We start from the raw sequence: 12169 nt of genomic DNA on the forward strand, positions 1-12169 counted from the left end.
GCCGGCAAGCCCGGGCGCGCGGCATCGTGGACCAGGACCCAGTCATCCTCTGCAGGATCGGCAGCGCACAGGGCAGCATGAACGGTATCGGCCCGGGTCGGCCCCCCGCAGGGCCGCCAGACCGTGCGCGGCAACCCGGCCAGCGCATCGGCCACCCAGGCATCTCCGGGCGCGACGGCAACCCAGACCTGCCGTATGCGGGCATCGGCCAACAAAGCGCGCACGGCGTGGCGCAAAACCGGTTCGCCCGCCAGCAGGCGATATTGTTTGGGGCGTCGTGCCTGCAGCCCGGCCCTGCGGCCCAGGCCTGCAGCCGGTACCAGCGCAATCAGGGATTCCATGGTCTGCGATTGTAGCGACTTGCGCCCCCGCACGGGGCCTCGTCATCGCGCCAGCCTTGCCGTTCCGTGTATCCGCCAAGTCGCTCATGAACCTGCAAGCGTGCGAAAATACAGGCGAACGATCTCAAAACGGCTGCGCCATGAATGCCCTCGAACTGCTTGAAACCAGCCCGGTCATACCGGTCATCGTCATTCCCGACAGCGCCCTGGCGGTCGACCTGGCCCACGCGCTGGTCGCCGGCGGCATATGCACGCTCGAAATCACGCTGCGCTCGAGCGCCGCGCTGGCCTCGATCGAAGCCATCCGCCAGCACGTACCCGAAGCGCTGGTGGGGGCCGGTACCGTGCTGGATGCGCAGCAGCTGCAGTCCGCCCACGCGGCCGGCGCGCAATTTGCCGTCAGCCCCGGCCTCACCGAGCCGCTGGCCCTGGCCATACGGGATCGCCGAATCCCGTTCCTGCCTGGGGTCGCCAGCGCCTCCGAAGCCATGCGGGCAGCCGAATGGGGCTTCATGGCCCAGAAGCTGTTTCCGGCCCAAGCCATCGGCGGGGTCGAGCTCCTCAAGGCTTGGCAAGGCCCCTTGCCGCACCTCAGGTTCTGCCCTACGGGGGGTATCCATGCCGGCAATGCCGCCCAGTACCTGGCCTTGCCCAATGTGCGCTGCGTGGGCGGCTCCTGGCTGACCCCCGCCGCGGCCGTCGCCGCCCGCCAATGGGGCGCCATTACCCGTCTGGCCCGCGAAGCCCGCACCCTGGCTGGCTGATCACCCACCCGCCAAAGGCGGCCAAGCAGCCAGCGGCGGCTGGCCGCGCAATACCTGCAGCAGATTGCTGACCGCCATTTCGGCCATGGCGTCACGCGTTTCGTGCGTGGCCGAGCCCATATGCGGCAAAGTCAGCACCCGTGGATGCCCTCGCAGGGGCGAATCCAGCGGCAGCGGCTCGATCGCGTAGACATCCAGGCCCGCTGCCCTCAGGTGGCCATGGTCGAGGGCGTCCAGCAGCGCCTGTTCCTGGACGATCGGACCACGCGCACCATTGATCAGGATGGCGCCCGGCTTCATGCGGGCAAACGCGTCGGCATCCATCAGCCCGCGGGTCTGTTCGGTGAGTGGCAAGACCAGCACCACGAAATCGGACCGGTGCAAGAGCTCGTGCAGCGGCACGGCCTGCGCCAACCCCTCGGGCAGGCCGCTGTCGGCCGGCGTCCGCCTGAAATACAGCACTGGCATGCCGAAACCCAGCGCGGCCCGTCGGGCCAGCGCCTGGCCGATGCGGCCATAGCCGACGATACCCAGCGTCTTGCCATGGACGTCGTGGCCAAAGAGCGCGGGGCCGATGTTTCCGAGCCACCGCCCACTGCGCACCAGCGCGTCCATTTCGACGATCCGGCGGCTGGTGGCCAGCATCATGCCGAACAGCAGATCGGCAACGGTTTCGGTCAGCACGCCCGGCGTATGGCACAGGATGATGCCGCGCGCTTGCAGCGCGTCATGCGGATAGACATCGACCCCTGCCGAGATGCTGGATATGACCTGCAGCTTGGGCGCCTGGTCGAGCAGCGATGGCTCGATGCGCATGCTGGAACCGATCAGGCCGTGCACCTTGGGCAGGGCCGCGAAGAAAACCTCGCGCTGGCCCGGCTGACGCGGATCGGCCTCGATCAATTCGTGCGCCTGCCGAATACGAGCTTTTTGCGCCTCGGGCAGCGCGCGGTACATCAAGACGGTCTTGCGGGTCATGGTCGTTTCGGCCTGGACTAAAGGCCTGCCTCCTGGAGTTCGGTTCGTGTGGGCAGGCCTTCGGTATCCCCCACCACCTGGACAGCGCGCGCACCGATCCAGACGCCACGCGCCACCGCCTGCCCGAGCGCCTGGCCTTCGAGCAGGCCGCTGATCACGCCCACGGCAAAGCCATCGCCCGCGCCCACGGTGTCGACCACCTGTTCGACGGGCCACGCAGGCACCTGGCCGACCTGCTCGCCGTCCGTGAACCACGCGCCTGCATCACCCAGCTTGATCGCCACGACGCGCGCCCCTTGGTCGAGGTAAAAACCGGCGATGGCCTCGGGCGTGTCCTCGCCCGTCAGCAGCCGCCCTTCCGCCAGCCCCGGAAAGACCCAATCGGCTTCGGCCGCCAGCGCGTTGATGCCGGCGCGCATTACCCCGGTGGAAGACCACAGCGTCGGACGCAGATTGGGATCGAACGACACCGTGCCACCGGCCGCCCGCACGCGCCGCATGGCGTGGCGAGAGGCATCAAGGCAGCTGTCGGAGAGGGCCGCGAACACCCCGGTGGCATGCAAATGCCGGGCGCCCAGCAACCAGGCAGGATCAAGATGCCCGTGGTTCATGCGGCTGGCTGCCGAACCCGCACGGTGATATTCGGTGGGCGGATCGCTGCCATCGAGCACGCGCCCCTTGAGCATCATGCCCGTGCGCTCACCCGCCACGCACTGCACGTGCGAGCAATCGATCCCTTCGGCCTGCATGCTGGCAAGCAGGTATTGCCCGAAAGAGTCATCGCCCAGGCGGCTGCCCCACCCCACTTTGAGGCCAAGGCGAGCCAGGCCGATGGCCACGTTGGTCTCGGCACCGGCGGTCTGCTTGTGAAAGACCTGCACGGCATGCAGCGGACCCGGCTGCGCAGCCACCAGCAGGACCATGGCTTCGCCCAGCGTGATGACGTCGAGTGGTTCATGCATGGCGGCAAGGACAAGGAATACGGGAAGATGGATTTCAGCGTATCGTACAACAATGCCGCAGCGCTGGCCGGGCGGCCCGCCCTTGCTATAGTGTTGCTTTTCCCGCGGCTGACGCCCGGTCCCGTCCTCCCCTGCGATGATGTCATCCTCCACCCTGACGCACGATCTGCCCTCTGTGGCCCCTGCCCTGGCGGCCCTGCGCCCCGGGCAGCGATACCGCCAACCCCGCCCGCCGGGGTCGGGCGACGCCCTGTTGCTCGCCCAGCTGGCGCGCGAAGCGGGCCGGCCCCTGATGGTTTTCAGTGCGGATCCCCTGCAGGCCCGCAGGCTGGCCGATGAAATCAGCCTGTTCGACGCGCCGCTGCGGCTGCGCTTCCTGCCAGACTGGGAAACCCTGCCCTATGACAGCTTTTCACCCCACCAAGACCTGATCTCCGAGCGTCTGCGCACCTTGCATGCGCTGGGGCAGGGCCAGGTCGACGTGCTCATCGTACCCGTCACCACGGCACTGACGCGCCTCGCGCCCCCCGAATTCCTGGCGGCCTGGACCTTCCACTTCCGCCAGGGCGAAGTTCTGGACGAGGAACGCCTGAGGGCCCAGCTGACCCGGGCCAACTATACCCACGTCACCCAGGTCGGGGCGCCCGGCGAATTCTGCATCCGGGGCGGGCTGATCGACCTGTTTCCCATGGTTTCCCCGCTGCCGTACCGGATCGACCTGTTTGATCGGGAAATCGAATCCATCCGCAGCTTCGATGCGGACACTCAACGCAGCCTGTACCCGGTGCGCGAGGTCGAGCTGCTCCCGGGCCGTGAGTTTCCCATGGACGAAGAGGCGCGCAACCACTTCCGCGCCCGGTTCCGCGAATGCTTCGAGGGGGATCCGTCGCGGGCCCTGCCGTACCGGGACATTGGCAACGGGGTCGCCTTCGCGGGCGTGGAATACTATTTGCCGCTTTTTTTCGAACAGACGGCCACCTTGTTCGACTACCTGCCCGAAGACGGGGTCGCCGTCACGCTGGGCGATATGGATGGCGTGATTGCCAGCTTCCACGAAGAGACCCGCAAGCGCTGGCTCTTCCTGAAGTCGGACCCCGAGCGCCCGGTGCTGCCGCCCGAGCAACTGTTTCTCGACAGCGAGCAGTTCCACCGGCTGCTGCAGCCATGGCCCCGGCTGGTCCTGGGCGGCGACGCCCCGCACCCGGATTTTGCGCCCTGCCCGCCCGTGGCCGTCAACCGCCGGGCAGAAGACCCCCTGGCCGGCTTGCGCGCGCACCTCGAACAGGCCCGCAGCCAGGGGCGGCGCACGATCATCTGCGTGGACTCCGCCGGACGGCGTGAAACCATCGCCACCCTGCTCGAGGACTATGACCTGGCACACGACGCCCTGCTCGAGGACTGGTCCGCATGCCTGCATACCGAGGCGGCGTTGGCGCTGTGGGTCGCGCCCCTGACGGGGGGCTTTCAGCTGCCGGCGAACGGGCTGGCCCTGCTCACCGAAAACGACCTGTATCCGGCGCAGGCCGGACGGCCGGTGCGCAGCCGACACCATCAGGCCCAGCACAGCGATCCGGATGCCATGCTGCGCGATCTGGCCGAACTGCACGTGGGCGATCTGGTCGTGCACGTGCAGCACGGCATCGGACGCTACCAGGGGCTGGTGACGATGGACATGGGCGAAGGCCCCATCGAGCTGCTGCACCTGGCCTATGCACACGACGCGACCCTCTATGTGCCGGTCGCACAGCTGCACCTGATTGCCCGCTATAGCGGCGCCGAACCGGAGCACGTGACGCTGCACGCACTGAGCTCGGGGCAATGGGAAAAGGCCAAACGGAAAGCCGCCCGCCAGGCGCGCGACACGGCCGCCGAGCTGCTGGCCCTGTACGCGCAGCGGGCGGCCCGCGAAGGGGTCAAATTCACGTTCCCGGCCCGCGACTACCAGGCATTTGCCGAAGGCTTCGGGTTCGAGGAAACGCCCGACCAGGCCGCCGCCATCCAGGCCGTGCTCGAAGACATGACATCCGGCCGCCCCATGGACCGCCTGGTATGCGGAGACGTAGGCTTCGGCAAGACCGAGGTGGCGCTGCGGGCCGCCTTCCTGGCCGTGATGAACGGCCGCCAGGTGGCGCTGTTGTGCCCGACCACGCTGCTCGCCGAACAGCATGCGCAGAACTTTGCCACCCGCTTTGCCGACTGGCCCGTACGCATTGCCGAACTCTCCCGCTTTCGCAGCGGCAAGGAAACGGCTCAGGCCATTGCCGGCCTGGCCGATGGCACGGTGGACATCGTCATCGGCACGCACAAGATCCTCTCCAAGGATGTGCGGTTCAAGCAGCTGGGCCTGGTGATCGTGGATGAAGAGCACCGGTTCGGGGTACGCCAGAAAGAAGCCCTCAAGGCCTTGCGCGCCGAGGTCGACGTGCTCACGCTCACGGCCACGCCGATTCCGCGCACGCTGGGCATGTCGCTCGAGGGCCTGCGCGATTTCTCCGTCATCGCCACCGCGCCGCAGAAGCGGCTGGCCATCAAGACCTTCGTGCGCCGCGAAGACGGCAGCACGCTGCGCGAGGCCATCCTGCGCGAGCTCAAGCGCGGCGGCCAAGTGTATTTTCTGCATAACGAAGTCGACACGATCCAGAACCGGCGGGCCCGGCTTGAAGAGCTGGTGCCCGAAGCCCGCATTGCGGTCGCCCACGGCCAGATGGCCGAGCGCGAACTCGAGGCGGTCATGAAAGGGTTCTACCAGCAGCGCAGCAACGTGCTGTTGTGCACCACGATCATCGAGACCGGGATCGACGTCCCCACGGCCAATACCATTCTCATCCATCGCGCCGACAAGCTCGGCCTGGCCCAGCTGCACCAGCTGCGCGGGCGCGTGGGGCGATCGCATCACCAGGCTTACGCCTATCTGTTGACGCCGGGCGAAGACGCGATGACCCGCAATGCCAAAAAGCGCCTGGAAGCGATCCAAGCCATGGAAGAACTGGGTTCGGGGTTCTTCCTGGCGATGCATGACCTCGAAATCCGCGGCAGTGGCGAAGTGCTGGGTGAATCGCAGTCCGGCAACATGCAGGAAATCGGCTATTCGCTCTACACCGAGATGCTCGCCTCGGCGGTGCGCGCGCTGAAGACCGGCAAGGAGCCCGATCCAGACCTCGCCAGTCCGAACGGCTGTGAAATCAATCTGCATGCCCCAGCCCTGCTGCCATCGGATTATTGCGCAGACGTGCAGGCCCGGCTCAGCTTCTACAAGCGCCTGGCGGGTGCCCGCGAGGCCGACGAACTCACGCGCCTGCACGAAGAGCTGGTCGACCGCTATGGCAGCCTGCCCGAAGCGGCCCGCACCCTGATCGATCTGCATCGGCTGCGGCTGCAGGCCGAGCCACTGGGGATCACCAAGATCGACGCAGGCGATACCCAGGCCGCGCTGCAGTTTGGCCCCGAACCGGCCGTCGAACCGCTGCGCATCATCGAACTGGTCCAAAAGGACCGGCAGGTACGCCTGAACGGCCCGGATCGCCTGAAACTGAACTATGGCGGCACGGTGGACGTCACAGGGCGGGTGCGCAAGATCCGCGGCCTGCTCGAACAGCTGGCTGCCTGACCCCCAGGGCGACCGCCATGCGCAAAACGTATCTGCAACTGCACCTGTGTGTCCTGCTCTGGGGGTTCACCCCCATCCTGGGCCGCATGATCACGCTGGAAACGCTGTCGCTGGTCTGGTGGCGCATGCTTGTCGTGGCCCTTATCCTGATCGCCCTGCCCAGCACCCGTCGCATGCTGCGCCGCATGCCCTGGCGCCTGATGGCCACATACGCCGGCATCGGCGCCCTGCTGTCGGTCAGCTGGATGTTCTTCTACGGCGCCATCCGCCTGTCCAACGCATCCGTCGGGGCCATCAGTCTGGCCGCTGCGCCCATCTTCCTGGCCTTCATCGAACCCATCACCACCGGCAATCCATTCAATCCGCGCGAGCTGCTGCTGGGGGTGATTCTGGTTCCGGGCATGGCGATGGTCATGGGCGGCATCCCGCCGGAGATGTACCTGGGCCTGGCGGTGGGGCTGGGCTCGGCGCTGTTCCTGGCCATTTTCAGCGCCTGGAACAAACGCGTGGCCGGGCGCGCCGAACCACGGGTCGCAACCTGTATCGAAATGGGGGCTGGCGCCCTGTTCCTGACCCTCCTGGCCCCGTGGCTGCCCCATCAGGGCGATGCCCTGCAAATTCCCGGCTGGCACGACGCCTGGCTGCTGGGCCTGCTGATCATTGCCTGTACGCTGGTGCCTTTCGTGATGCTCATGAACATCCTGCGCAAGGTCAGCGCCTTCACCACGCAGATGGCCACCAATCTGGAACCCTTGTATGCCATTGCCCTGGCCATCCCTTTGCTGGGCGAGCAACAGGAAGTCGGCCTGTTGTTCTATCTGGGCGTGCTGCTGGTCGTCGGCTCGGTGGCCCTGCAGCCGGTCCTGGTGCGCCAGCGTCTCCAACAACCCACCGCCTGACACGTCTGACCCATCGGCGGAAACACCCCTTCCACCAGGCTTCGCAAGTCGTTATATACTTCGGTACATAACGAAAGATGCGCTGGAGTCTGTCTATGAAATCCATCTGGCACTACGGCTTGGCGTGGGCCCTGTCCTTTGCCATGCTAGGCTCGGCTCACGCCGAGACCCTTCTGGTGGCCGCTGCCGCCAGCCTGACCAACGCCTTCAAGGACTTGGCCAGCAGCTACGAACAGGCCCACCCGGGCACGCAGGTGCTGACGACTTTTGGCGCCTCGGATGTGGTGTTGCGCCAGATCCTCGAAGGCGCCCCAGCGGATCTGTTCGCCTCGGCGGACCAGGCCGCGATGGATCAGGCCCAGGCCGCGGGCGTCATCGAGGCCGGCACGCGTCGCGATTTCGCGCGTAACACGCTGGTGCTCATCGTCCCCGCCGATGCGCCCGCCACCATTCGCACGGCACAGGATCTGCGCCGGCCGGAGATCCAGCGCATTGCTTTGGGCAACCCCCGTTCGGTGCCGGTAGGCCGCTATACCCTGGCCGCCTTGCAGCAGGCCGGGCTGGCCGATCTGCTCGAAAGCCGGCAGATTCTGGGCCAAAACGTGCGGCAGGTCCTCAGCTACGTGGAACGCGGCGAGGTGGATGCCGGCTTTGTCTTTGCCACGGATGCCGCCATGGCGGCCGACCGGGTCAGGATCGTGCAGACACTGGACACCCCCACGCCCGTGGTCTACCCCGTCGCGCTGGTGGCCCGGCCTTCCCTTTCCGGGGCGGCGGCGGATTTTCTGGACTACCTGCTCTCCGAACCCGGCCAGGCCATCCTGGCCCGTTACCATTTTTCTCGGCCCTGACGCGTCATGTGGACCCCCCTGCTGTTGTCGCTCAAGGTGGCTGGCTGGGCCACCTTGGTGGCCAGCGTGGCCGGGATTGCGGTTGCCTGGGCACTATCGCGCTGGCCATCGCGCTGGAGCGATCTGATCGATGCCATCCTGACCCTGCCGATGGTCCTGCCACCCACAGTGATCGGCTACTACCTGCTCGTCCTGATGGGCCGGCGCAGCCGCCTGGGCGCCTGGCTGCACAGCCATGGCATCGAGCTGGTGTTCACCTGGCAAGGCGCCGTCATTGCCGCCGCCGTGGTCGCCTTCCCGCTGGTACTGAAGGCGGCGCGGGCGGCGTTCCTGGACGTAGATCACGCCCTGGAGCAGGCCGCCGCCGTGCTGGGCGTGTCGCCAGCGGCGGTGTTCTTTCGCGTCAGTCTGCCGCTGGCTCTGCGCGGCATCCTGGCCGGGGTGCTGCTGGCCTTTGCCCGCGCTCTGGGGGAATTTGGCGCCACCCTGATGGTGGCTGGCAATATCCCCGGGCGTACCCAGACCCTGTCCATCGCCATCTACGAAGCGGTCCAAGCGGGCGACGACCCCCTGGCCAATCTGCTCGTGGTCGTCACCTCGATCACCTGCGTGGCCATCCTGTGCCTGACCGCCTGGCTGATGCCGGGCCGGAATCGGCAGCGGGGCAGGCGCTGGAGCGCGCCATGAGCCTGCACGTCGATTTCTCATGTCGGATCGGCGGCCCCGACGGCTTTTTGCTGCAGCCGCGCTGGTCCACCGACAGCCACCGCATGGCCCTGCTGGGCCCGTCGGGCGCCGGCAAAAGCCTGACCCTGAAGGCGATTGCCGGGCTGCTGCGCCCGGACCGAGGACACATCCGGCTGGACGGACACACTTTGTACGACAGCCGGGCCGGCATACACCTGCCGCCCCGCCGGCGGCGCCTGGGCTTTCTGTTCCAGGATTACGCCTTGTTCCCCCATCTGACCGCACGCCAGAATATCCTCTTCGGCCTGCATCCGGGCTGGCTGAACCCAGCCGGGCGCACACGCCTGCCAGAATCCGCGCGGCACTGGATCCAAGCGTTTCACCTGACGCCTTTCCTAGAGCGCTACCCCGATCAGCTCTCCGGCGGGCAGCGCCAGCGCGTCGCCCTGGCGCGCGCCCTGGCCACCCGCCCGGGCCTGCTCCTGCTGGATGAGCCCCTTTCAGCGCTGGATGCCAATCTGCGGCGCCATATGCGCAATGAACTCAAGGCCCTGCAGCAGGCCATCGACATCCCCACCATCCTGATCACACACGACCCCGATGACGCCGAAGCCCTGGCCGACGTGGTCTTTTACATGGAGCAGGGCCGCGTCCTGGCGTTCACGCCGCCCACCCAGCCAGACAGTCCTTTCAATACGAGACAGCCTCATGACCCAACCATTTGAACTGACCATCAGCCTGGGGCTGCGCAGCGGCGACCAGCCATGGGGCACCGAGCGACGCATGGCGCTGCTGGCCGCCATCCACAGCGAGGGCTCCATCCGCGCTGCGGCGCACAAGGTGGGCATGAGCTACAAGGCAGCCTGGGATGCCGTCAACCTGATGAACCGGGCCTCGGGCCAATTGCTGGTCGAACGCACCACCGGCGGGGCCCGCGGCGGCGGCGCGCGCCTGACGACACAGGCCCGTGATTTGCTGGCCTGGTTTCAGGCTCTGCAGGAAGCACAGCAGCGGTTCATGGCCCGCCTCGCGCAAAATGGTCGCCAGGGCCACGACCAGCTGCATTTGCTGCAAGGCCTTGCCCTGCAGACATCCGCCCGCAACCGTTTCGCAGGCACCGTTCTGCGTGTGGAAGCGCCGGACCCCGTGAACCACCTGATCCACCTGGCCCTGGGCAGCGCCCAAACACTGCGGGCGGTCATCACCCAAGCCAGCACAGTCCGCCTGGGCCTGGCGCCTGGTGCCCAGGCGCTGGCGATCATCAAGGCCCAATCCGTGCATGTATGGGCGCCCCCCGATGCCATGCGCAGGCCCGGTGCCACGCCGAAGCCCCATGCCGACACCCACCACCAGGCATCAGCCTGGAATCAATGGCCGGGCCAGGTCGAGCACTGCAAAGGCAGCGCCGGGCGGACGGAGGTTTGCCTGGACGTGGGCCGCGGCCTGCACGTCACCGGCCTGACGACAGCCCCACCCGACGCGCCAGCGCTGCAGATCGGACGCCCCGCCATGGCCGGGTTCCGGGCCGACGACGTACTGCTCGCCGCCCCGGACCCACACCCCCACGGACGTGGGGAAGACGCCGTCGATTTCTCGAACGCATAGTAACGACGCGAAACACCCCCACGGCAGCATGGGGACACAGACCACCGCCCAGACTGGCGGAAACCGCTCATCAGGGCAGCGTATCATCAGCATACGCCACCCGCTGCAGCGTAACCCGGCGATCCCGATATTTTTTTTGCTCGCCGAACTGCAACGGCACGTCGTTCAGGATCATCACCTCGCCATCGTGTTCGCCCTGCAAGACGCGCAAGGCGAGGCAGCGCCGCTTGGCGGCCGCCATACGCCGCCCCGCCTCGAGCGCCTGCGCGGCTGCATCAAAGCAGCCCTGGTAGATGAACTCGACCGGAACGCAGTGCTTGCGCCCCAGATAGACATCCCACCGGGGCGCCTGGAGCGCTGTGGCCACCTCGCCGGCCAATTGCCGCGGCACCTGCAGCACGACGGCATACGCCATGTCCTGAAGGTAGTCGCGCCAGGTCAGCTTGCTGCCGCCGCCCACGGCCTTGCCGCCATCCTGACGCTTCGGAATCAATAGCGTCTGCCACGGATCGCGGTCATCATAGCCACTGCCCACCGTATGAAAATCGCGCAGCAGGGGGGGATGCGGCAGCGGCCGGCCACCGCCATCCGCCCGCACATAAGCCATGACCTGCATATCCAGGCCCGTCCACTGCGCCAGCCATTCGGCCTGGGCCCCCCCGGCCCCGCGCGCACAACAGATCAGGCCCAACACGCCTGAGCGCGTTGGAAAGTGCAGGCTTTCGCGCCGGCCAAATTTGGAATCATGCCCCCACGCCTGCAAAGGCGCTTCGAGCCACAACAGGAGATATGGATGGCTCATGGCGAAGGCTCAGGCGGCGTGCGCCCGCAACTGGCTGGCCAGATCGTCGATGCTGAAGCCCTCGTCTTCACCCCAGTCGTACGCGGCCACCTTGCCGAACAATGATCCGAACAGCTTTTCTTTCTTGTCGAGATACGCTTTCAGCGCCTTGATGCTGGGTTGCAGATAGCCCTGCCCCTTGTCCTTGACCGGCGCATCGAAGGGCACTTGCAGACGCTGCCCCCGGCGTACCAGCACCCGTGCAAAATCCCAGGGAGACGCCCCGGACTGGCTCGCCTGGCGCGCGCCCGGCACGGCCACGAACAGTGCGCGCACAAAGGCATCCACCGCCTGCGGAAGGTCTTCTGGCGCCAGCGTCTGGCCCAACTGGCCCAGATCCAGGCTGATGTAGCGGTAATACGTGGCCGAGTTGAACTCCATGCTGCCCATATAGGCTGAGCCGGGCCCTTGCTGAAGGTCATCCAGCGCCGTGAAGAACTCGATCTCATTGCTGACCCGATGGGTGGAAATGGCATGGGAAAATGACGCCGCCGCCTCGACGTTCATGTCGGGCGCCTTCGCCACCATGCGGCCAAACAAGGCGATATCCAGCGCATCCACCGCCGGGTTGATGGCTTTTTTTGCGATCCGGGCGAGATCCCTGTCTTTGAAGCGGTCCACCTCGAAATCCAGC

At 66.8% G+C, this 12169-nt stretch carries 12 protein-coding genes; 7 read left to right on the plus strand and 5 right to left on the minus strand.

Annotated elements, in window-relative coordinates; all coding sequences use genetic code 11:
• Window positions 1-341 (minus strand): 2-C-methyl-D-erythritol 4-phosphate cytidylyltransferase (locus WCZ84_RS12030; RefSeq protein WP_372686519.1); only part of this gene is annotated, 341 nt, incomplete at its 3' end.
• A 140-nt stretch (window positions 342-481) separates the two neighbouring features.
• Between WCZ84_RS12030 and eda the strand changes: the two genes are divergently transcribed.
• Window positions 482-1105: a bifunctional 4-hydroxy-2-oxoglutarate aldolase/2-dehydro-3-deoxy-phosphogluconate aldolase gene (gene eda / locus WCZ84_RS12035; RefSeq protein WP_372686520.1), complete on the plus strand. Its 624-nt coding sequence runs from the start codon at window positions 482-484 to the stop codon at window positions 1103-1105.
• Here the strand turns inward: eda and WCZ84_RS12040 are convergent, their stop codons facing one another.
• Window positions 1106-2083, minus strand: coding sequence for a 2-hydroxyacid dehydrogenase (locus WCZ84_RS12040; protein WP_372686521.1), 978 nt, complete (start codon window positions 2081-2083; stop codon window positions 1106-1108). It lies immediately after the preceding gene.
• A gap of 17 nt (window positions 2084-2100) precedes the next feature.
• The gene (locus WCZ84_RS12045) at window positions 2101-3045 is read right to left on the minus strand and encodes a sugar kinase (RefSeq protein ID WP_372686522.1); all 945 of its coding nucleotides are present in this window, start codon (window positions 3043-3045) and stop codon (window positions 2101-2103) included.
• A gap of 139 nt (window positions 3046-3184) precedes the next feature.
• Here WCZ84_RS12045 and mfd point away from each other — a divergent pair, with 139 nt between their 5' ends.
• From mfd to WCZ84_RS12075, 6 genes are all read left to right on the plus strand, one after another.
• Complete coding sequence (mfd, locus tag WCZ84_RS12050) at window positions 3185-6652, plus strand: transcription-repair coupling factor (RefSeq protein ID WP_372686530.1); 3468 nt, start codon at window positions 3185-3187, stop codon at window positions 6650-6652.
• Window positions 6653-6669: 17 nt separating this feature from the next.
• The gene (locus WCZ84_RS12055) at window positions 6670-7551 is read left to right on the plus strand and encodes a DMT family transporter (RefSeq protein WP_372686523.1); all 882 of its coding nucleotides are present in this window, start codon (window positions 6670-6672) and stop codon (window positions 7549-7551) included.
• Between the two features lie 95 nt (window positions 7552-7646).
• Window positions 7647-8402, plus strand: coding sequence for a molybdate ABC transporter substrate-binding protein (gene modA / locus WCZ84_RS12060; protein WP_372686524.1), 756 nt, complete (start codon window positions 7647-7649; stop codon window positions 8400-8402).
• Window positions 8403-8408: 6 nt separating this feature from the next.
• Window positions 8409-9089, plus strand: coding sequence for a molybdate ABC transporter permease subunit (gene modB / locus WCZ84_RS12065; RefSeq protein ID WP_372686525.1), 681 nt, complete (start codon window positions 8409-8411; stop codon window positions 9087-9089).
• Window positions 9086-9814: an ABC transporter ATP-binding protein gene (locus WCZ84_RS12070; protein WP_372686526.1), complete on the plus strand. Its 729-nt coding sequence runs from the start codon at window positions 9086-9088 to the stop codon at window positions 9812-9814. Before modB ends, WCZ84_RS12070 begins: the two co-directional genes overlap by 4 nt.
• Entirely contained in the window at window positions 9798-10694 is an 897-nt protein-coding gene (locus WCZ84_RS12075; protein ID WP_372686527.1) for a TOBE domain-containing protein, read from the plus strand. The genes WCZ84_RS12070 and WCZ84_RS12075 overlap by 17 nt, the downstream gene beginning before the upstream one ends.
• A 70-nt stretch (window positions 10695-10764) precedes the next feature.
• On the opposite strand, the gene cas5e is transcribed toward WCZ84_RS12075, so the two are convergent.
• Window positions 10765-11496, minus strand: coding sequence for a type I-E CRISPR-associated protein Cas5/CasD (gene cas5e, locus WCZ84_RS12080; protein WP_372686528.1), 732 nt, complete (start codon window positions 11494-11496; stop codon window positions 10765-10767).
• Window positions 11497-11505: 9 nt separating this feature from the next.
• Window positions 11506-12169 (minus strand): type I-E CRISPR-associated protein Cas7/Cse4/CasC (gene cas7e / locus WCZ84_RS12085; RefSeq protein WP_372686529.1); only part of this gene is annotated, 664 nt, incomplete at its 5' end.

It is taken from the genome of Castellaniella sp. (assembly GCF_041675725.1).
Classification (GTDB): domain Bacteria; phylum Pseudomonadota; class Gammaproteobacteria; order Burkholderiales; family Burkholderiaceae_B; genus Castellaniella.